A 22,899-nucleotide genomic window follows, 5' to 3' on the forward strand; every position below is an offset into this window, starting at 1 on the left:
AATATTTAGTTTGTTTTTAAATTATCTATTTGTTGTTTTAATTCCTGGATAGCATTGATCAGTACTGGCACGAGGTCTGAAAGCGTGACAGCCAGCATATCTACCCCATCTATTTGATGAGCTGCTTCAGGAATTATATTCATTACCTGCTGTGCACTTAATCCGATATGTAAGCTATCGTCTTTACCTCTTGGATGCCCGTCTGGTAAATCATATTTAAATCGTATTGTATCAAGCTTCATGACTTCTTTCAAGCCATAAGGTGATTTATTCACTTGTTTTTTATACCGCATGTCCGATACAGTACCGTGGGCAGCATAAACCGCATAAGCATTAACCTCTGTATTTTCTCCATTTACACCTTTTCGCTCGATAAATGCATACCCATTTGAGCCATAAGCTCCGACTCGGCCATTGTAAGCACTATCACCATTTGAATCAGTTCCTGATTTAACAAATACATGGTCCGCATCTATAAAGAAGCCCCTTTTGACTAATACATCATCGGTTACCGTGTAAGTCGTACGAATACCTTGGTAATCAATTCTGGTACTACTCTGCCCAGCTAATATTTGTATGAATGGATTTGCTGCAGTGACATTGAGTTCTATCGAAGTTCCACCATTCGAGCCAAAGAGATTACTAGAGCTAATATTCCATCCACCTATTCTACCCTGAGTGAAATTAAGGTTCATCCCTTGGATGTAACCTACATCAATGATGTTCGATCGAATGTATAAAGCATCCAATAGGACCACATTCAACTTGCCTCCACTAAAAACCGATGTGCCATTGATGGCCATTTGCTCTACATCTTGGTATGCCAGCGACCTCAATGAAGCTGTTAAATTATTATATGCCAATTGAGCCTGTTGACCGTACGCAGCTGCCGCATTTGCTTTTGCAGTTGCATCGGCTTTGGCTACATTTAAATTTATCAATGCCTGGTCAATGCGCGCCTGCTCCTCAGCAGTTACTTTGCCATCAGCATATGCTTCCGCTATTAATCTTTGAGCTGCAGCTTCAGAAGCTGCATAAAGATTGGAAGAGCTGATTGCATCTATACGGGCCTGATTAGCTCTCGATTGTGCGTCAGTGGACGCAGAACTTATAATTTGTGTCCTGGCAATTGCTATCTGCGCATTTGCGTAGTCGACGCCGGCTAGCCTGGCAATTTCAATCTCATTCCGCGCCGCCTGCAAATTGGCCGCTGCCTGATCAATACGAGCCTGTTCTTCAGCAGTAATTTTTCCATCGGCGTAAGCATCAGTTAATGCTTTCAGATTCACATCCTGAGAATTCGCGTAATTCTTAGCACTTAGTTCTGCAGCTGCAGCTTTTGAAAGTGCATCGGCCGCTGCTGATACTTTTGCTGCTTCAACTTTTGATGTGGCATCTGCCTTTGCTTCGGCTAATTTTGTCACAGCATCTGCTATCGCCCGGGATTCCTCGACTGTGATTGCCGTTTTATTTGCAGTAGTCTGATTATCTACATCTACAAGGTCTTTGGTAACAGAGCCATTTTTAAAGCTAATCTTCCCAAAGATCGTTGATGTCAGCAAATTGATAACCAGCTCGCCGGTGGGACTTTCTATTTTACCGGTCTTGATCCGGTTACCGTTAATACTGGTTATGCCATTGGAAAACTCAGAATCTCTCAACCCATTCAAAACCGGATATACTATGCCTGTTAGAAACATGTAAAATCCGGAAACGTCTTCTGGCAGAATCTGCGCTGTGGACAACACGAATGAGCCTACCTGCGAAGACTTGCTACATTTTGAATAAACATAATATCGCGAGGCCGGCAATAAATCAGATTGCGTTAATGCCTGCATCTGCCATATTGTTCTGTTTCCTGGATTCGAAAATTCCATATGGATCAATTCGCCTGCGGATATGTTAATAGCATTTGGATTGCCCTGGTAATTATCGGTTATATAAACCCCGCTGAGCAAGAAATTCTGCGACCTGACACCGTATATGCCTAAAGCAGTAGTCAACACACCGACATTAAGTAAATCCATATCAAACTTACCATCAGTATCGAAAATACTGGATTCCAGTACTCGAAGGTTTGCTGTGGCGCGTCTTGCCAGCTCAATACTCTTTCGATCTATCACCTGTATATCCTGATGAGCTTGGAGCACATCAGCAAATAGCTTGGTCACCCGGTCAAACCGGATATCATTACCGATAATGGCAGTTAGGTCAAATGGATCAACTAATGGATAGCTGATTTCGGTAAAACGCAGCATCTCTTCCACTTGAAGTTCTTCGTCATACATCTCTGTACGGTCACCACATCGCAAGCGAACATTATTATCTCGTAAGAATTTCGGATCCGGTTTCACTCCATAGATCAACCGCTGTGTTTTGTTATCATTCAGATAAGCTAATGATTCAGCTTTCAGCTCATTTTCCCATTTCAATTTGTATGAATCTGGCATAATGATATCATAGAAGGTGAATGAATTGCCTAATTCCGGAAAGTTCAATTCGTTAGGTAATACATAGCCGTTCGTATCGGTATTCGGAATGATAGTAACCGTCCGTAAGGCATAGGAAAAGTCGGAAACTTCAAATTCAACACCGGTAAGCGGTCCGCTGAGAAAGCCTACTTTGGCTTTCACTTCTGGTTGCAACTGTAGCATTAGATCAAAATCAATCGCAGGATCTGTTATCGTTGCGCCTGTTATTTTCCCATCCGCAGCTCGGATTAGTCGGGTTGCTTTTACACTTCCTAAAAACTTAGGGTAGATGTCCAGGTTCTCATATTTGCCCTCTTTTAATCGTTCGGTACCGGCGGTTACTCCCGGTGTTTCCACAAACCTTTCCTCGAATACGAGATTTTTTTCTACTCCACCACGGTAAGTTGCTTCAATATTACGAGTGCCACCTATTCCATAAACCCTATTGACAACGTTTTTAGATTCGTCAGATGCTCTCGATATTTGGTGTAATCCTTTCCCTCTACCATACTCCAGCTGTAGGCCGGTATCTCTACCAATGGTTTTAACCATGCGGATAGTTTTACCGGTCACTTTCCATTCCAGGCCAAAAGCTTCTGCAATATTATCAAGCGATGCGCGAACATAAGTCCAATCATACTCCAGTAGCTTTTCCGGGGTAATATCTACCTCGCCGATTTGCCAGCCAGATCCGCCCCGGTTAGCACTATCTATAACCAGCTGCAGGTGATCACGCGCGCTTCCATGGTAAGGGAATATTGCAACATTCCCACGCATGACGAAAGTGTCCAGTAAATCATAAAATAATGCTTCAAACGTGAACTCATATTTTTTGGATAATGATTCACTGGATTTACTGATTTTGGGAAGCTTGTTGATTTTATAGACCTGCTCTTCATGCAGGATGTAATCACCCTCCAATAAGTCCAGAGCTTGTTGAGCTGAAACCGGACAAGCTACAAGATCTGTCCCGGGAAGCTTTTCAGAGTAAACAGTATTTTGATCGATGTCAATCTTAGTTAACAGCTCCTCTCCCCTATATACTATTAATTCATTGTTCATGGCCACACTGTTTTTCGTTTTGTAATGTTGATGAGCTTGGTGGCAGGATTATATGCCAGGGCAAAATCTGATCGATCAATTTTTACTGAGGATATAGCAGCGGACGAGCTAATCACCAGAGATAAATCATGCCATGAAAGATTCTGGTTAGGCACATTGGTGTAATCCAATGTGACCACCATTTGGTTTCCTGATATTTTATCAGTTTTGTTCACATAGTTTCTGAGATGTGTATATTCCAAGAATTCGCGAAGACTACCAAACATCACCGAATTACCAGCTTTCGTCACGACGCTATCAATCCAGGCATTAAAATTTGTCTTCTGGGAGGCCTGATTTATCCCATGGGTGCCAATCTCAAAGAAGTTGAATTCATTCCCAGCAAAAAGCTCATTGATCAGTTCCCATTGACTGCCCGACATTGTCCAGTTATCGGTAAAACCACGTTTGATTGCAACATAAGGAGCTTTAGGAATATTTTCCAATTTGGCCTTTGGATTATATTCAGGGGTTGGTGGAAATGTATCAAACACACCTTCAGAAGACCCACCTATATAACCGTAATTGGCAGCTGCAGTATGAAATCCTGCCCAGGATGTGGGCACCACTAAGCAGTTCATCTTATATTTTTCTTTTTCAAGAATCATATCGTCCAGCTCTTTTATATTGCGGTCCCGGTCACTACCGTAATTGAAGTTACCTTCAGGCTCATGATAGTATGAGTGGTTCATGATATCCAGCCCCTTTAATATCATTGGCATCCGCTGTACATAAGATGCATTTTGACCAGGATAGTCCCCAATTTCAGCATCGTTAAACTGGTTGCGGCCATTCACCGCAAGTCCCATTGCATAGTTGCGTTGATTACCACAACCATCATTGTAAAAGGTACTTTGAAGTTTTTCGAAGGCATCAACAGCACTTATCGCAGCATCATCAAATTCCAGTGCAATACCTTTGGATTTATTAAACTTGAAAGTCGGTATCGTCGAATTTGCTATTCCAGGAGCACCTGCAAATGTTACGGTAATTTTCACTACCGATCCACCAGGTTCACCGGGATTTCCTGGATCAATTGGTCTAGGTATATTGATGATGTTTCTTCCTTTTAAAATGACTGTCATTATGCCGTCTCAGTTAAGTTCATGCCTCTAATATTTTTAACTGGTGCGGTTGTATTTACGTCAACGAATGCTTTTACGTAAAGATCCATTATAGGCTGTTCCATTTGCTTCATAATAACCCAAGTTGAGCCAGCATCGGTACTGCATTCTGCATACAGCGAAACTCCATCACATCTTAATCGTCCCCTTAAGTTGGGACCCGCTGCGGGTCTTGGATTTACAAATTGATCATCAGGTCCTAAGAATACCTTAAAACGCTCATTTGAGTAATCCATACGGATTAATGCTTGATTGTTAGGTTGCGTATTTCCAGGATCCAATACGATAGCTCCGTTCAATGCTACATCTGCAGTGAATTGAACAAAACCAATACTGCCTGCAGGAATGTAATATTTACTTAATCCTTGTCCGTAACCTGGAGAACTGGTGAACGAAATGTTATTGTCGGTTAGCGTACCATTCAATACTGATACCCATTTAGTCAGTGGAACTGTCGCTGGAGGCGCTATTGTAAATGCGGTTAAATTCATCAACCATGCTGATGCATTACGGCCAATGGCTGCTTTAACACGTACGCGGACTTGCCCGGCAGCTAATGCCAAATCACCTACTATGATTGGCTTCACACTCAACGGCAGAATCGTAGCACCACCGTTTAAAGAGTACTCGTAGTCTCCTATATTATTATATCCTAGAGCAAAGGTGAAATCAAAAGTGTCATTATCATTATTTACGATACCTGCTGTGGGTGCTGGAGGTGTAATAGGAACTGGTAAAAATGCCACTGTGTTAAACAAGGTTGCAGAATAATCCCTTCCGGTGGCAGCTTTAACTCTTACGCCAACTTGACCAACCGGTTTACTTACATCTCCAATTACCAAAGGTTTAGCCGTCAATTGAACATATGCCGACCCTCCATCTAAAGTGAATTCATAATCAGCTACTGCAGCATATCCGGTTGCAAAAGTAAAATCAAATGTATCTGCACTATCATTGGTTACAGGCAAAGTCGGAGCTGGTGGAGTAATATTACCCTGTTCCGGCGTCGTAATTGTTTTAGAATCCCATTGACTGGATTTAAAACCGGTTGCCGTGGCACGTACCCGGTAATTATATTTTGTTTTAGCGCTCAGTCCAATATCTACAAATGATTTACCGTTGCCGGAGTAAATCACCACCGCATCAGCAAAGACATCTGATAATGCACGTTGCACGGTATATGATGTAGCATCAACAACCTGTGTCCAATTCATCGGTACACCATTCACAGTTGGCGTTCCCATTGTAAGAGTTGGCTTCGCAAGTTCATCCTGATCACCTGCCGGAATCGGCCCCCATGAAAATGGCGCTGAGTAAAGAATCTTTTGCTCACCTTCCACATAACCTGGCAGCGCTTTAAGGTAGGCCTCTGCACTAACCTGCCCGCCCGAACCTTGTTCTGGTATAATATAAGGATCTTCTGCTGTTCCGGATCCCGTCATGCCAACAATTACTACGTCGGGCAACTCAGTTAAAGGAATTTTACCGTTCAACAGACTCGCCTTTTTTAGAAGCTCTAAAATAAAGAGCTGCATACTTTCATCAAGCCCTAATATTGCGGCTTTAAAAGCATTGTATTCTTGGGCAGTGTGCTGCTGTCCAGTTTGTTTGTCTGGTCCTAAGTTTAAAGCCATTATGATAAAGGATATGGAAATGTATATGTGAATTGATTATTTGCTTCGGTTACCCTTAAGATTTGAATCTTCGGCGTAGCCGCATTGAATTGTTCGTTACCTGGCTGAGTCGCCGTTATTATTGACTGGCCAATCCCAGTAATATGAATTCTATTGCCACTAAGCACTTCTGCTACTGATTCGTTACTACTTGTAAGTGTGATTGGTAAACCTGAGGAAACACTTACTTGCGGCCAGAAATCCTCTGAATCAACGAACTTATTTACGATTGCCGGAAAGGTTATGGTCTGGTTGTATTTTTTGACTATGCCCTCAACCTGAACAATTACACACTCAATAATCCCGAACATAAAGTCCGGCCTTGAGTAAAGGTTATTAACGGTGAAGCCATCCTTCACAAAAAACTCACGAGACAGATCGTTTGGGATCTTGATTTTACGTAAACCGGGAGCTGCAAACAATGACATCAAAAAATCTATTTTTTCTTTGAACAATTCATATGTTGGTTGCTTGATTGCCATCCTGAGCGTCATCTCCTGAGCGTATCGCTGGGTTATTTGATATCCATCTTTACCATACGTAGTAATATCACTCGCTTTTGAATCTGGCCGATTCCTTCTATTGGCTAATCCAAGGAACGCCCCGCCGAGTTGTTGAAAGCTAATTCCATCAATTCCCGTATCATTGTTTCCGGTGAATGTCAATTCAGAAGGCATAATAGGTTCAGGTTCCCGCATTGGAATGTCTACTGTGAGGTAATTATTACTGAGATATTTAAATTGAATTACCCCATTTAATAGAACCATGAACTGCCCCCATTTACTTGTCAAAGGGATTAGGTCTGTTAAATCGGCAAAAATTCCAATTACAGCTTTACACTTGTTTTCACAATCTTCCCGGTCGGTCCCTTTTATAAAACCAGTAAGGTTCAGATTCCTACCGGAAAAACCTCCGCTTTGAATATCTGACAACGAAACATATGGTTCAATTCCGGGCTCATCCGCCCATGAGTGGCTAGTTTTACCTAACCTTTGTGGCATATCAAAACAACCTGATAGTGCGATATTACTATCCGTTTGACGGCCGGGAATATAACCTATATCAGCAAGAACTATATTTTTCAAAGTGTACATTAAGCTTTGATCCCTCCGTTTCTTAAGAGCTGATCGAGAGATGATCCGCTATCAATTTTTGTATTACTCGCTATCTGATCTAGGTTTTCCTCGATTTTCTTTAACCTGGTTAATTGATCAGTATTGTCAGCAGTTCTGAGGGTATTCTGTTCAATTCTTACCTGAACTTGAAAATTTGATACAGCCATTTCGAAGTATGCCCTTGCCTCTATACCCTGGCGTTTGATCTCGTCATACTGTCCGATAGATATTCCCAGCATTCTATTAGCTGTCCCTTCGGTCAATGCTTCCCCAACAATTTTACCTGAGACACCAGAAGCAGGCTGATCCGTGCTTTTACCCATCAGGTCAGAGCCTGTAATTTTCTTGAACTCTTCAAACTTTTTAAGTGCATCACCAGTCAGTGATGTAAATAAGCCATTAAGCGTTGCAATTTCATCAGAGGTCAACTCATCACCGCTTTGTGCAGCCTTATCAAACTCCGCGTAGAATGACTCCATAGCACCTGCTAATACCTTATTTTTGAAAATGCTTAATGCTGCATCATCCATACTTTGTTTGAAGAAATCTGCCAGATCTGCTGCAGATGTTTTTCCTTCAGCAAACATTTGAGATAAAGTATTAGTTAGATTGCTTGATGTAGTACCTGTAAAAAGCTCTGATGTCTCTCTAGCAAGTTCGGTTATTGCCTGCTGCGCATCGTAACCCTTGGATTCCAATTCCTTTAAGCGTTCAACGAGCGCTTTCGCGTCACCTTCAAGTTTACCTTGTGCAAGCAATTGACTCAGTTGCTCGAATCCCATTCCATTCAAGCTGCTATATGTCTTATTGACTTTCGCCTTCCTTAACCAAGTGCCATGCGTATAACTTTCAGAAGCAATAAAACTCTTAGTATTGAGTTTAGCCATAATCTCGTTGGCTTCTTTAGCATATTCATCATTTTGAGATTTCCTCAGCTTGAGTTCATCGCGAATTCCCTGCAACGCAATCTTATTATTCCTGATCGTTTGAAGCTCTCTTTGCTTTAAAAGATCTTGATATTCTCGTTCACCGGCGATTGCATTTGCATAGAAAGTCTCGACTTCCTTACGGGCTGCAGCATTCATTTCCTTTACTTTTCTCCCTATAGAAATTATTGAGGTAACCGCACTCATTGTCTTGGTAATACCACCGATAATGTCTCCACTGGCAAAGGAAGCGAAAGCGCCCGCAGCATCTGATCCGGCTTTAGTTAATTGCCCTATAGTATCCAGCAAATAACCTGCTTGCGTATCGTTGCCACCTAATGCTCCTGAAAGCTCATTGAATCCGGATGACAGCTGACTAAGATCTTTTGATAATCCCTTAGCAACGTCAGAGGCACCTTTTCCCTTCTGTAGGTAATCAAAACTTTCCTCAAGCCCTTTTGCAAAATCTGATTTAACTTTTCCAGTACCAGGATTAACTATATTATCAATTTTAGTCTGTATTTCAGCAAGTCTTGTGATGATAGATTTATAATCATCATCGCTAAGAATTATCTCAGTGCCGTTTTCATCTTTTACTTTTAATTGGGCTGCTACTCTTGTAAATTCGTCTTTAAGTGAATTGAGATTACCTTCATTTACACCGATATTAAGGTTAAATTTAAGCTTACTAATTTCTGCCTGGATCTTTGCTACCTGATCAGTGGGTATCAACCCTGATTCAATCAGATTATTTAAGGCGGCAATCTGTTTAATCGTTTCCTGCCTGGTTAATATTAAAGCTTCCTGAGCGGCCTTTTTATAAATATCAGTTTTTTGCAGCATTGCCTCAGAAAGATGATTGACTTCATCTTGATATCCTTTGGTTAACACTGCCCTACGACCGGCATTTTCATTCCCAGCTAATTCACTAATCTTTTTATTGTACCGTTCAGTTGCTGATGCTTTTAATTGCTGATATGTACTATTGTCATTAAGAAGTACCGCATAAGCTTCCTTTTGCAACTTAACCTGCTCATCTATTCTTTTATTGTAATCTGAAAGCCTTTCCAATTCAGGACCTGACATATTCATTGGATCCTTGTCTAAGAGCTTTGCTCGTTGAGCCTCCAGGTATTCTAAATAGGTACTGTAGTTTACTTTGTTTTCTGCCAGCTCTTCATTGAAATAGTTACCGTTCTTCTGCCTTATTTTCTCAGCTGCAGTAATACCTAAGGTGACTTTATTTTCTTCGTATTGCTGATAAAGGTCTTTCTGCTTGTCAAGTTCAACCTGAAGAATTTTAGTGTCGTTTGCATACTGCTGATTTTCAATAGCCTTCTCAAGTGCTGGTTTCAGGTTTGGGTTAACTTTATTATTTTTTGGATTGGCATTATAGATATCGATATCCCTTTGGAGTGCTTTGTAAGCATTACGGATCGACTGTAACTTTTGCTCATCATCTGTTAGTGAGTTCGCGATATACCTCTCGTTTAATTCAAATATTTTGTTTAACATTTCAGCTTTTCTCTTCAACGAATTATCCTCCTCCCGGGAGGCTTTCGCTGAAGCGCCAGTTATTCGTGTTCGTTCTGCCTCTAATGCATTAATCTGGTTCTGAAATTTTTTGTATTGAGCTGAAGTTTCCGAAACAGCTGTTTGTTCTTCTTTAAGCTTTTTGATGTCGGCGTCAATAACATCTACCGTTCTCGATTTCTTAACTGTAGATGTAGAGGTCTCATCAGTCCCACTTATAATTTCATTGAACTTACCCCCGAATTCTTTTTTCAAAGCATCCATAGCGTCTTGTAGCACTCCTTTTTCTTGTCCTACTATCCTATCTGACGCAGCTTTGCTGTCAAACACTTCATTTGCCCACTCACCAAAAGACAACCCTTTCGAAGTTGGTGAAAAGGTATTTTGAATTGAACGCCCCAACCTAGTCCATGTACTAATTGAAGATATTCCTTGCCTTTCCAAGGCATCCATCTGGTCAGCAAGCTCGTTATATTCAGCAAACGCTTTTCTTGCAGAAGCGGCTTCTCTTATTTTGACTATATAATCTTCCAGAGATGAAACAGCTTTTCCGATCGCAATCTCTTCCAGCGAATACCCTTTTAAAACACCTTCGGTTGTATCCTGTAGTTTGTCATACGCCGCTTTCTTCTGTTCAACTGTAGAAGTTTCATCCTTTAAAACAGCAATTAATAGATCAATCTTCCTTTTCTGTGAATCAGCGGTTTTGCCCCCCTCCTCATGGGATTCTGTCAACAATCTCTGCGATTCTTCAGCAGCATTGGTAATTTGAGTTAAAGAATAGATTACAAGCCCTAATGCAGTGATTACAGCTGTGAACGCTAAGACCGGAGATGCAGCTAATACTGTATTGTAGGCAGCAGTTGCTTTAGCAAGTATTCTTTTACCAGCTGCATTCAAGCTTTCAACTGCAGTAAGCTCAACTGTTGCTGCTGAATTCGCAACCTTTGCTGTTGCCTCTAATTTCTGCTGAGCTGCATAAAATTCTGAAGATGCTGAAAGAGCAGCTTTCCTTGTGATTGCAACCCTTTCTTGTGCTGCCAAAACTTTTTCAGTTGACACTTCAAGAACCTTAGATTCCACTACCTTAACATTAGCAGCAGCATTTATAGCGGCTTGAATTGCAGCAGCTTTTTTCACAGCCAGGTTACTAACTTGAGCGCGCAAATGATTCAATTCTGCAGCACTACTTTCAGTCTTAGAAAGCGTTTCTAAGCGCTGTTGAGCAGTATAGAATTGTGATGTTGCAGCTAATGCTGCTTTTCTAGCAATACTAGCTTTCTCTTGTGCAGCGATTACATTGTTGGTAGCTGTATTTGCTATTTTAGCTTCAGCCTCCCTTAAGGACGCTACTGCACTGGCTTGTGATTGTACAGCATTAAGTGCAGCCTGAGTTGCTGATGCTTTTTTGATGGCTAGGTTTGAAACTTCTGCACGCAGTTCAACAGCTAAGGCTTGAGCGTTAGCGATTCTAGCAACACTTTCTTGATTAACTGCTAATGCTAATCCGAATTTTGAAGCAGTCGAGACTCTTTCGAAAGCGGCAGTTGCAAGAAGTGCGGTCCGGTATACTCCATATGCAGCCACCGAAACAGTGATGATATCAATTATAGATTGGTAATTCTCAACCATGGCTGTTAAACCTGATATCCCGGTAGCAAATAATCCTTCCTGAGATTTACCTATCTCATTTAACATGACGTCCCAGGCATCTTTAAAACGCTCAATCTGGCCAGTCCATGTTTTAGATTGTGCTTCCATTAAACCGCCAAACATACTCCCAGTAGCTGTCATATTCTTGAATGCCTGTTCGATCTCAGGGAAGCCAACCTTTCCAGCTGTAACTAATGCTGAAACTTCGTCTTTACTTACCTTAAGTACTTTAGCAAGCTCAGCATATATAGGAATACCGCGCCCAGCAAACTGTCGGATATCCATTAAGTATGCACGACCTTGTGTTTTTAAAGTTCCGTAAAGATAAACCAGATCACCAATAGGTACCGAAACACCAGAGGCTACATCCCCAAGCATACGTAATTCACCGACAACTGTTTTAGCAGTTGACCCATATGCTAATAGCTGCTTTGCTGCACTGGCGGCATCTTTCAAACCGAATGGAGTTTCGGCTGCGAAGGTTACTAATTCCTTCATCAAAGCGTTGGCAGTTGCCTTGCTTTTGAGCATCGTGGTAAAGGCAATGTCCAATTGCTGGAATTGACTTCTTACATCAATTAATGTTGAAATAAATCCCTGAGCCGCGTTCAGCGAGAAAAATGCTGTAGCTGCAGAAGTTGCTTTCTTAACCCAGTTCTCAATTTCATTGCCCTGGTTGATAGCCTTATTTGTAATTCGATTTAAATCGCTTTCCATACGATTGATCTGAGCCTGAAATTGGCTACCATCAATCGTTGCATCAAAATGTAAACCTCCACCAGTAACTGATACACCCATTTTAAATTCCTAAATCCTTTCTTAATTCTGCCGCCTCATCTTCTGGAGATATGTGTTTCTCCTGTTCAGATTGCTTCGTTGTTGCGCTACTTGTATCAGGAATCGAAGCCAAATCCATTATGAAATTGATCCAACTCATATTCATGACCTCCTCACGACTGCATTTGAAATATTTTCGGTATGAACCGATCATTCTCCACGGGCTATTATCCCCCGGGTCATTGCTGGGCTCACCTTTTACTGTACCTGTGTCGTCGCAGGACTCGCATCCGGCTCCTTGACATTCAGGACATTGCTTCCGTTTATTAAGATGATAGAGTTCATAAAATTTGGTACTCCCGCCATACTGAGCGACACATCAAGCATATCAAGGAATATGTTTTCCGGTAGCCATCTGATAAAGTCTTTCAGGGCCTTTGTAGGCTCTCTTTTATCATTCTGAACACATGTAGCTACTATGTAAATGAAATCTTCGTTATGATCTTTAATCGTTGCCCACGCTTTATTCAGCTGGAATGTACCATTCACAAAAAGATCTTCGGGAAGACCAACTGCCTTTGTGGATACTCTCCACCGGTTCTGCACTAAAATTGGACTGATCTCCAAAACACGTTGTTTTTTCATCACTCCAATTTTCATTAGCAGACGCTGAAATATTCCAAAGGGTCTGATATTTACGATGAACTCTTTCGGCAAATCTGTATTAGACTCACCTACAAGCCTTAATATTTCTTTTTTGTCCATTTGGATAGTTAAAGCCCCCAGTGAAGGGGGCTATAAGTTTTATACACCGAAATCAATTGAGAATGCAGGGGTATTGGCTTTATCAGGTTTTAAAACCTTCGCGGTCCAGTCTATCTGGCCCAGTTTTGTTTTGTCAAAAGCAAGGTTTGCCGTACCAGTAAGTTTCATTTTAACGAAACTTACTTTGATGCCTGTTCGAGTTTCTGCAACAACGGATCTTTCGACCTTTACAGTTGCTCCGCCAACTTGCGCGGACCAAACTCCAGCCACAACAGTACCGCCAAAGAACTCTTTCATGGTAGCAGCAGTTACATTATAGGTACTTGCTGCAAGTGTCCAGACAGCCGCTTTTGTTTCCAGCTCATCATAAATTTCATCGGACTCCTCGATCTCTACGTCAGTTGTTTCGGGAGTGGATGATGTCAATGTCGCTGTACCTTTAACAGTGGCTCCTAAGAGTTCTGTTAACACTAGTCCCATACCTCCGTCTTCTGCCGGTGCGCCCATAGTAATGGCCTTTAAAGCATAAAATTTCTTTGCCATAATTATTTAATTAATAGAGTAAAACTCAATTCGTAAATTCAAATAATGCTGATTATTGGTGTCAGCATATACACCGTCTTGTTGTAGTTTAAAGCACCATTCTCCTGATTCATCCCAGATATCTTCACCGTCTTCAAATGCTTCATTTGCCAGCTCAGAGAGTTCACCCAGGCGCTTAGTGTTGGGTTGACTTTTGTCAGATTGCATCGGATGTCCTTGGATTTTGCTGTAGTCCAGATTTGGCACATAAATGTTGATTACCAGAACTCCTTCATCTACATCGTCCTTCACATTTGCCAATGGATCTATTACAATATCCTCCAACTCAGAATTACCAGGTCTTTGCAGTTTGCAAATCTTACCTGTAGGTCTTAAAGCATTTCTCATCAAAACACTATTCTTAGTGTACTCAAAGAGCATATTTAAAACCGATATTGAAGTATTTCCCATGATCACTTTAACATTTTTCTGAAGTTTCTTACTGCAGCTTGTAAATCCTTTTTCGCAATAATTGAACTTGCTGTTAATACATCTTTACCCCTACTTTCAACAGCTGCTGCATAGTCCATTCCGGCGACAACAATCAGAACGTACCCATTACCAAAGTTCAGCTTCAACTTGTTGATGTAATCTTTCGCTGAAGAAACTCCTTTCGGTCCACCCTTACCGGATTTCTCGAAATTCTCTTTAACGACCTTTCGGTTTTTCATTACTATGTATCCGATCGAACTTCGCAGGTTACCGGTCTGATCCAAATATTTACCATTAAGCCTGGCATTATTTACAAAAGTTTCTCCGATGTACTGAAGGCGACTAATAATTGCAGATTCAATCCTTTCTAGTTGCCTCTCAAGTTCTTTCCGGACCTGTGCATTGGTGAAACTAGGCTTTATAGCCATGCCGTTGAATTTAACTGGCCTTCACTGAACCTTTGTACGGTGCCGAACGCAATTACATCCTGATTCTGGAAGCCTGTAATCACCATCCCTGATTGTAATTTCACTTCACCGAGAGGCATGTATACCTTCCAAGCATAATACAATTGTAATCCGTCATTCGATATCAGGAACTGGCCTTTTGAATTTGGTTCAAATCTGCATTGAACTTCCACTGTCGTTGTAACACCAGGGATGATCACAGTATCACCATTTTCATCAATCTCAGTAGTTGCACCTGAAGCGCTATCAAATTTCAAGGTATGAGGATATTGAACAATCATTACCATTTATTACTGATATCCTCTATTGATGATTCTTCTGGATCATCTTCTACTATCCCCCATTTCTTTAAAAGAGCAGATCTTACGATTCTCATATCAATTGGGCTTGGTAACTCTACAGTATATCCACCCTCAGTGATCCTTTTATATGGAAGCAACGATAAAAGAAGCTCAGCCATACATAGGTCGACTAACATCTCATCTTTTTTATTATAGATAGCGCTGCCATCAAGATTAGCATCGATTAGTGCTTTCAAAACCCTTGATCTAGGGATAGTGAAATCGACAAGGCTGGTTAAAGCTTCTTTTATTGTTAATTCTTCCATTTTATTATGCTGCGAAGGATCCTTTACGAGCAGTATTCATAATGAATGATTGATCGATTGTGTCGAAAGAAGGGAATGCATTGTACTCGTATGCAGTAAACTCTACAACAGGGTCTGTTTTGCTGTATTTTTTAACCAGGTTACCATTGTATTCTGCATAAGTCACACCATCAACTGGACGATCTCTCTCCACGATTGGAGCAACATGCAGCGATCCAATTTGTCCGTCGGGAGTAAAGACAATATTGTCTTTCTCAAAAGGATTCGAATAAACTACCTTACCATCTACCTCTATACCGACAGAAGCATTAAATGGACGTATAGTCGGCCAGCTATTCTGAGTTAGAAAGTTATTGACCGTTTGAAGAGAAAGATCAATACCATTTGTTTTACCGTTTGAAAGTAATCCAAATTTCGCTAAGACTTCGTTCGAGTTCAGAAGATCAAAGACTTTTGAAGGATGCATTCTGATCACACCACCACCTACTCCTAAATCAGCTAACGGCTCAAAGAAATTTGTCTTTAAATCCTTCAGAGGAGTTGAACCTGCAGCATTTGACCAAATTTCACCCGTTGTACCCGTTTTGTGAGAGGCTGGCATTCCAAAATCTACATCGTACTGAGTAACGACTCCAACATTATTATCAGATTGAAAAGAGATCTTACCACCAGTTGAGAGCATTTTCGCAGTCATCCAGTCAACTCGTTTATGTGGTGCAATTGAGCAAAACTCAATATCATCATAAATAAGAGCCAGAACCCGATTGATATCAAGGTTATTCTGCTTGGAAAGTTCCAAATACTTATGAAGATCGTTTTCGTCCATCACACGCTTTCCACGTATTGAAGGAATTCTACCATCTTTCTCACGAAGTGCATCACGGGTATGCAACGGTGCCGAAACATTGAATGCCGTAACATTACCAGCAACACCAGCTTTACGGTCACCAATTACTGCACTCCATTTTAAATTATCGGACGGGACGGTTTTGAGCAATGACGGCCAGAAAATACCAGCGTACTTTGCCTTTGTCTCGTCAATATAAACCTGCAGACTTTTCTTTCCTGCAAGTTCTGAAATTACTGATCCTACCATTTTTTATTAGCGTTGTTCAGAGAAATAAATAAAACCTTTCAGGGCATCTTTCACCGCCTGAGGTGCCTTAAACGGTAAGCGTCTGTTATAAACAGCACCAACGCGAATTATAGGGCCAAATGTGTTTTTCTCAACAACGATGTCATTTCTCAGCACTCCATTGGGAATAACTTTCAATGCACCTTTATCGGCACCACTTGCCGCGGAATGAAACAATACATCCCCAACAGCCATTGCTCCTAAGGACGTACCGAAGGTAATAGTGTCGAAGGCTGAGTTTGTCTGATCAATGGTAGCAACTGCATACGAGGGACCACCAACTGTTTTAGCCAATACATCTGTCTTTAAAATTAGATGGGGCTGATCATTATCATTCACGGTTTTAGCAATTTTATAAGCGACTGCATCGGCCGCTGCTGCTTCTACAATAGTAGCAGTCTTTAGAACTTTGAAAATGCTTGTAGCTTCGTCAAAGGAGACGATTGTGGCAGTCCTTAAGATCGTCCCTTCCGGAAACTGATCTTTATCCAATGTACCTCCGCCTGGGAAATCCTGCAGGTGTTGAGGTGATGGAAACATAGGCCTTCCAGCTACATCTGATCTACTTGAATTAAATAAACCCATAGTTGTTAAACTTCTACAATGTTAAATCCGGATTCTTTTGGCGTCACCGTTTTACCAAATTCCTTGATCGAATCTTCTATTTTAGTCGCGCCATTGACGTTTCCTAACCTAACCGATCCGTCACCAACAGCAGAATTGATTGCTACCTGTTTAGCATTGTTCCATTTTGTTTCCAGTCGTGTGATAGTACCCTCTGTATCGAAGTCATCACCGATATGCACATCATCAGCCCAATCTTCAGGAATGTTTTTCAACTTAAGAGCGCTACGTAAGCCTTCTTTAGTTTCTTTCACCTTGGTTGTTCCGAGCATGTCAGTCATAGGTTTCATAGCTGCTGCTATTCCATCTGCGATCAACTTAGCGATATCCGGCTGTCCGCCCCCTTTTCCTTTCTCAGGATCTTCATCAGGTTCTACGATACCTGCATCTTTCTTAGCTTTTTTCAAAGCATCAGCGACACGTTTATCACCATCCTTTTGAACTAAGGAAGCATAATCTGCAATTGAAACAAGTGAGTTGCTTTCAAAGTCTGTGATAGCCCCTTCAATTTGATCTTCCTCTGTTACCTTTGCCACCATTTTAGTTGCAATTAGTCCCAGAACTGCTTTCGACACCCCTGGGTTTTTAGCCATCAGTTGTGCAAGAATCTTTTCGTACATAGTAGTTTATTATGCTGTTTTTTGAATACGCATAAAATTACCAAGGATATAGACGCGACTTTTTATTAAGCTTTCACCAATAGCCTTTGGGGATAGCTTATTAGATTTTGACATTGTTTTGAAGCACCCATTCGGGTTTCCTCTTCCAGTTATCCATCGATCCTTGCTTACTTTCAACATAGGAATTAAAGTTTGCCGGAAGCTCGTTAACCCTTCCAGTGAATATGAATTTATCAGAGGTACCATCAATTATAGATTGCTCATAACGAGCATATTCTTCAGGACTTGCTAACTTAGAGGTACAGCTACATATACATTGATTATGCCATTTCAGCCAAACGAAGGTTACCGGATATGTGCCTTGGAGATCATCGCATATGTCTGTAATCGGATGACGGTTTGAAAGGTTAACGTTATAACCGAGTATGAAGGGTAATGTCTTGTACCTTACCATATCCGATTGCCGGTAACTGTCATTATTTGTGTCACGTGTGAGCCTCATTGCATTCTTATAGCTCGATCGGTAAATTCCCTTACCAGGTTTATATCGTTTTGCATCCGGAGATAAAACAAGTTCACGCTTTTGTAGGCTTGTTTTTACACTTGCATCTCGAACCCTCCTGTAGAGCATATCTGGCATCTCGAGATACTTTGCCTGATCTCGCGCCATAGCTGCAGCCGATCTTCCTTCGCTTAATCCTGCAAATAAATTCTGTTCAATTTCTGTTCTAAATTGATTGGTGTATTTCCAAACACGATCAGATAAGCCTAATCCATTTATTTTGCGATGAATAAACTCCTCCATTGCCTTTTCCTGCGGATCATATATCATACGATTGACAGCACGGCTGATTTTTCCGGATCCGTAGTTCTTATGAATAACCGCAGCATTTTTATTGACAGCAAGATTCCATTGTCCTTTTGCACCATTAATTAATGTAAAGGTCATATTTTTACTGAGTGTCAATAATATATCATCTACTTTTTTACTAAAGGATGGATATCGTGTAATGTTGAAAACACCGCCGTTAAACTTGATTATCCCAGTTATTTTATAAATATCTGCTATTGCTTTTTCATACAAATTCCTAATCTTCAGCTGTTCTGTTTTGATATCCCCCAGGTGCCTGGCTTCAAAATCCCTTTCTGTCTTTTTTGGCATATTTATAAAACTAAAAAGGCTAAGAGGAACCACACTCTTAGCCTAACTTAAACCAAACAACTACCCGTTGAATAACAATGAATACACTGCAAATATAACATTATTCCCCATATTATAATAGAGCATAATTTATTCAATAGGAATACTCATTTCTTCAGTATCTATCAACTTATTCTCCGCGTCCGCATCTTTGATCATTGGATTTAATTCAACTGCAGTTTTCCTACTCATGATCGGTTTACTACCGGTCGCCACACTCAGGATATTTACAAAATCTTCCATATTATCAGGAAGTGGATTTCCGAATTCAACTGTCACTTTCAACTTTTTGACTTCACCCTCCAGACTTGTATCGATTACTTTGTATATGAAAGCTTTTAGAATCTCATTTTCCCTATCAATCATCTCGGCTTCATACCCATGCTTGCTTTTCGATTTAAGTGTTGAGCCAAAGAAAGCCATTTCAATTGCTTTACCTGATTTCAGACCGGAGCTCATCATCTTATCCATGGATAGATCTGGTGTGTCTGTTATGTAATGGATCAGCTCCTTCAGATCTTCTTTCTCATCCTTTACCATATCGACTGACATTTGGGGTACCAGGTAGTAAGCCTTAGATCCATTTTTAAGGTGAACTACTTTTGCAGTTTTTTCTGCATCTGGCAAATCCCCCACTCTATCCCCCTCCAATACTAATATTGGATCACCTGATCTGGTATTAACATCCGCTCGTGCCGATGTTAAATATTCCCTTCTTTTGATCAGAGGCTCGACAATATGAGATTCAGATTCTTTCTGTTGCCTGACAACTATAGGAATCTTACCTATCAGATTTATTTTCGGTTCTACCTCCCATCGTCCGCTCTGGCGGTTACAGAAGAAGTTAGTTTCAGCAGTGTAAACATCAAAGTGCTCGATGTCTTTATTGTTGTACCGAACTTTATATTCCCGTCCAACTGCCCTGAGCACTCCAAAGCTATCGAAACTGACATGAATGATATCTCCTTTTGACCTTGCGAGTAAGATACATTTTACGCTATTGAACTTAGTAGTATCTGTCGGGTCAGCATCTGAATCGCGGTACTCTACGAATAACTTAGCACATTCAGTTTCCGACATCTGAAGGGTGGCACACTCCTGATTCTTTGCGTCCATACGCATGTCGTCACGTAGATCCTGGAGTAGAGCAAAAGCTTTATCTGTCCCTTTGCTTTGCTGTTTTAATTTAATAGGCGCACCGTAAAGAAACGCCACAGCCATACTTACAATTTTACGCTGATAGGCGATCGGAAGATTCCAACTATGCAACAAGTCACCCTTAACTAATTTCCTACTTTGCTTACTGGTAATTTCATGATCCTCGGTATTCCACTGCTCGAGGCATTTATCAATCATTGCAGTTCTGGTGCTAAACTTACCCTTTGCTTTTTCAATTGAACCCTCAGTAAGCAAGGTTACAAGGTCTTTATCTTCTTCCTCCATTCCTATAAACTTTTTTAATTTATCAATGATGCTCATTTCAATGCTTTTAGATAGTGTTGAATGCACTTTTTAGCCTTATCGGACTGGTGAATCATGACCTTTATAGAATGCTCTTTCATAAAAGGATCAAGAATGTGGCTGGATACCACATTATACTCCATGTTCGTCTTAACAACGAAATAATGTTTAACTTTCTCTTCAAGGCCATCCGCTAATTGCTGATCCCATTTTATACCAGCCTTATCACAGAGGATTTTATCGAGTACCTGAGTGGTACATATGAACTCAATTTTAGTAGGCAAGATGGTAGAAAAGTCCATAGCTTTAAGGATTGGCTTTATTCTGAATGATCTCATAGATTAATCGTTATTATCCTCTATTGTAACAGGTGCAGCTAAAGGTTCGGTCCAGTGCGTTAAGCTATTGAAATTCTGTAGGCTAAGTATCTGATGATTGTCGTTGATTGGTCGGAATACCACGCCATCCCAATAAGCACGATCAATAGGAAAGTTAACACCAGGATAATCATTATAAACATGATAAAATCCCACCTCACTCGGATCCTGAGATATAGGATTCCATACTGGAACATGCAGTAATATCTGGTTCATAGCATATCTTTCTGCTATCCGGATACAATCGGTAATTGACACTATCTTTTCATCCTTCAAATTGATTTTAGGATCCTTGAACAAAGGATCCTTACGTGCCTCTTCGATGTTCACCTTTAATTCTTCCTTGATTATAAGTTCTAGTTTCATATATAATTTAATAAAATCCTAATTCTTCTTTTGTTATACTTTCTGTACGTGTATCCATTTCTTCACCGAAATCTTCAACCATACCAGTCAGTGTATCGGGGCCATCATCATTTTCATTATTACCTTGAGCCATATATTCCGTTACTGCTTTATGGAATTTAGGAAATAATTTATCCCATCCATCAGGCATATAAATCATGTTGGTAACATCAGCTGACTTAGTAAAGATTCTTACCTCTTTATTATCGCTTTGATGAAATGTCCTGAACGTTGTTTTCGTGTTTCCGAGTGCACGTGTTCCGTTTTCAACATTTCTAGCAAAACCTTCACCACCGTTATTACTTTCGATCAGTGCATTTTCTACCTCTTGTTTCATCATCTGGAGTGAGGTTTTTGGTTCTGTTATAACCATTCCTTCCTGAGTGTAAATTACATCTGTGACATACATTCCACTATCGATCTCATCATAAGTTATTGAACAGAGGTAATCTTTACCCTTATCCGCTGTATCAATCCTTGCTTTTCTTTTCTTTTTAGTTGTAAATGGAAGAAAGCCAGGGGTATAAGTCCTAAACAGTTCGTAAAGCAATCCTACCTTACTTGTCGGATTCTGCTGATAAAGACATTCAAAAACGTGCTTATTTCTATTCTTGGTCTTTAAAAGCTTTTCTATATTATGCTTTTCAGGATATAGAGCCTCTCCTTCCTGCCTCGGATCATACTCATTGGGTTCGCCTACTTTAATAGCAGGATAAATAATGACTTCCCAGTCATCACCCTCTTGTTTTAAAAGATATCCTGCCAGATCATCTGGATGCCACCTGGTAAATACCAGCAATTGCTGCGAATCATTATGCAGTCTGGAATCCGCAACTGTATCATACCAATCTTGGACGTTTTCCCTGACAATAGGTGACCATGCTGATTTTGCATCTTTGTACAAATCATCCATAATCAGCATATCAACTGGTTCACCTGTCAACGACCCACCTACACCAACTGATTTTAAGCCGCCTCGATGATTAAGCATTTCAAACTCATCACTAGTCCTGGCATACCCATCTGATCCGTTTGATAATCGTGCATCGGGAAACAAATCCTGATAATCAGGTTCATCCATGATCCGCTGTATCTCCCTGTTGAACTTCCTTGCTTTAGAGGAATTGTAACAGGCAACAGCAACTTTCTTATCCGGATCTTCACCCAGTACGTACGCTGGAAGCCTCCTGGTAGAACCCTCAGATTTACCATGCTGTGGCGGCATGAAAACCATGAGTTTCTTTATTTTCCCTTTCGCAAAATCATCTAACTTTTGATAGTATGAGTTATGGAGCCAAGTGGCATGGAATTTATGGGTGAAAGTATATTTAGTAAATTTAAGAACGGTTTTTTTAGCTTCTCTTTTGTAAAGTTCTTGCTCATGTAAAAACTGCTCAATCAATAAAGTGCGTGAAGGAGCAGTGGATATCATTTCATTTTATTTCTAAGTTTTTCTATTTTTTCCATCAGCTCGTCATCGGTAAGTTTTTCGACTTGCTTATTAATGCTTTCGCCTTTTGTGGTGTGATCAACCTCAGATTTTTCCACATACCCCCTTGATTTGCCACGAGTTTTAAGAAAGAATATTGTAGCTGTATCACTTCCGTTGTTGATTGATTTCAACAACTTACTTTCCGCAAAATCAATCAAAGATTCAATTTGATCCTCAAAAATCTCCATGAATTTTTTATTGCCATTTATCCAATTGTAAACGGTCTTTCTGGTTACTTTGAAGGCTTTAGCCACTTCAGATACATTACCTGCTTTTGATTTGAGAACTGACTGGAATTTTTCTGGTGTTGGTTTTTTTGAAGTTTGCATTTTTATTTATTTAAAAAGGAGCGCCGTTA

20 protein-coding genes are annotated in these 22,899 nt (G+C 40.6%); all 20 read right to left on the reverse strand.

All coding sequences use genetic code 11. From position 1 onward, the window contains the following. Positions 1-5: 5 nt before the first annotated feature. Complete coding sequence (locus tag BM192_RS04080; RefSeq protein ID WP_037438270.1) at positions 6-3,533, reverse strand: phage tail protein; 3,528 nt, start codon at positions 3,531-3,533, stop codon at positions 6-8. Next, a complete protein-coding gene (locus BM192_RS04085; protein WP_037438271.1) occupies positions 3,530-4,657 on the reverse strand; it encodes a hypothetical protein in 1,128 nt (375 codons plus the stop codon). Before BM192_RS04085 ends, BM192_RS04080 begins: the two co-directional genes overlap by 4 nt. Then, the gene (locus tag BM192_RS04090; RefSeq protein ID WP_037438272.1) at positions 4,657-6,330 is read right to left on the reverse strand and encodes a phage tail protein; all 1,674 of its coding nucleotides are present in this window, start codon (positions 6,328-6,330) and stop codon (positions 4,657-4,659) included. The genes BM192_RS04085 and BM192_RS04090 overlap by 1 nt, the downstream gene beginning before the upstream one ends. Next, positions 6,330-7,454: a hypothetical protein gene (locus BM192_RS04095; protein ID WP_139218399.1), complete on the reverse strand. Its 1,125-nt coding sequence runs from the start codon at positions 7,452-7,454 to the stop codon at positions 6,330-6,332. Before BM192_RS04095 ends, BM192_RS04090 begins: the two co-directional genes overlap by 1 nt. An 8-nt stretch (positions 7,455-7,462) precedes the next feature. Further along, on the reverse strand, positions 7,463-12,394 hold the full coding sequence (locus tag BM192_RS04100; protein WP_074963899.1) for a tape measure protein: 4,932 nt from the start codon (positions 12,392-12,394) through the stop codon (positions 7,463-7,465). Between the two features lie 237 nt (positions 12,395-12,631). Then, positions 12,632-13,138 (reverse strand): hypothetical protein, encoded by a 507-nt coding sequence (locus BM192_RS04105; protein WP_037438276.1) that lies wholly within the window; start codon positions 13,136-13,138, stop codon positions 12,632-12,634. Between the two features lie 39 nt (positions 13,139-13,177). Beyond that, positions 13,178-13,681, reverse strand: a complete 504-nt coding sequence (locus BM192_RS04110; RefSeq protein ID WP_037438277.1) for a hypothetical protein — start codon at positions 13,679-13,681, stop codon at positions 13,178-13,180. Between the two features lie 6 nt (positions 13,682-13,687). Further along, complete coding sequence (locus tag BM192_RS04115) at positions 13,688-14,101, reverse strand: hypothetical protein (RefSeq protein WP_139218400.1); 414 nt, start codon at positions 14,099-14,101, stop codon at positions 13,688-13,690. Positions 14,102-14,133: 32 nt separating this feature from the next. Beyond that, positions 14,134-14,580, reverse strand: coding sequence for a hypothetical protein (locus BM192_RS04120; protein ID WP_037438279.1), 447 nt, complete (start codon positions 14,578-14,580; stop codon positions 14,134-14,136). Continuing rightward, positions 14,571-14,900 carry a hypothetical protein gene (locus BM192_RS04125; RefSeq protein ID WP_139218401.1) on the reverse strand — a complete coding sequence of 110 codons (330 nt, stop codon included), beginning with the start codon at positions 14,898-14,900 and terminating at the stop codon, positions 14,571-14,573. Before BM192_RS04125 ends, BM192_RS04120 begins: the two co-directional genes overlap by 10 nt. Next, positions 14,900-15,226, reverse strand: a complete 327-nt coding sequence (locus BM192_RS04130) for a DUF6706 family protein (protein ID WP_037438281.1) — start codon at positions 15,224-15,226, stop codon at positions 14,900-14,902. The genes BM192_RS04125 and BM192_RS04130 overlap by 1 nt, the downstream gene beginning before the upstream one ends. Positions 15,227-15,230: 4 nt before the next feature. Further along, on the reverse strand, positions 15,231-16,322 hold the full coding sequence (locus BM192_RS04135) for a major capsid protein (protein ID WP_037438282.1): 1,092 nt from the start codon (positions 16,320-16,322) through the stop codon (positions 15,231-15,233). 6 nt (positions 16,323-16,328) lie between these two features. Beyond that, positions 16,329-16,946 (reverse strand): hypothetical protein, encoded by a 618-nt coding sequence (locus BM192_RS04140; RefSeq protein ID WP_051759589.1) that lies wholly within the window; start codon positions 16,944-16,946, stop codon positions 16,329-16,331. 5 nt (positions 16,947-16,951) lie between these two features. Next, positions 16,952-17,605 (reverse strand): hypothetical protein, encoded by a 654-nt coding sequence (locus BM192_RS04145; protein WP_037438283.1) that lies wholly within the window; start codon positions 17,603-17,605, stop codon positions 16,952-16,954. 100 nt (positions 17,606-17,705) lie between these two features. Continuing rightward, complete coding sequence (locus BM192_RS04150; RefSeq protein ID WP_051759590.1) at positions 17,706-18,767, reverse strand: hypothetical protein; 1,062 nt, start codon at positions 18,765-18,767, stop codon at positions 17,706-17,708. Between the two features lie 129 nt (positions 18,768-18,896). Further along, a complete protein-coding gene (locus tag BM192_RS04155; RefSeq protein WP_037438284.1) occupies positions 18,897-20,285 on the reverse strand; it encodes a phage portal protein in 1,389 nt (462 codons plus the stop codon). Next, the gene (locus BM192_RS04160; protein ID WP_037438285.1) at positions 20,282-20,605 is read right to left on the reverse strand and encodes a hypothetical protein; all 324 of its coding nucleotides are present in this window, start codon (positions 20,603-20,605) and stop codon (positions 20,282-20,284) included. Before BM192_RS04160 ends, BM192_RS04155 begins: the two co-directional genes overlap by 4 nt. A gap of 3 nt (positions 20,606-20,608) precedes the next feature. Next, complete coding sequence (locus BM192_RS04165; RefSeq protein ID WP_037438286.1) at positions 20,609-21,010, reverse strand: hypothetical protein; 402 nt, start codon at positions 21,008-21,010, stop codon at positions 20,609-20,611. Between the two features lie 7 nt (positions 21,011-21,017). After that, positions 21,018-22,481 (reverse strand): phage terminase large subunit, encoded by a 1,464-nt coding sequence (gene terL, locus BM192_RS04170; protein WP_070808185.1) that lies wholly within the window; start codon positions 22,479-22,481, stop codon positions 21,018-21,020. Beyond that, positions 22,478-22,870, reverse strand: coding sequence for a helix-turn-helix domain-containing protein (locus BM192_RS04175; RefSeq protein ID WP_037438287.1), 393 nt, complete (start codon positions 22,868-22,870; stop codon positions 22,478-22,480). The genes terL and BM192_RS04175 overlap by 4 nt, the downstream gene beginning before the upstream one ends. Between the last annotated feature and the right edge of the window lie 29 nt (positions 22,871-22,899).

This window comes from Pedobacter antarcticus (assembly GCF_900112985.1).
GTDB classification, from domain to species: domain Bacteria; phylum Bacteroidota; class Bacteroidia; order Sphingobacteriales; family Sphingobacteriaceae; genus Pedobacter; species Pedobacter antarcticus.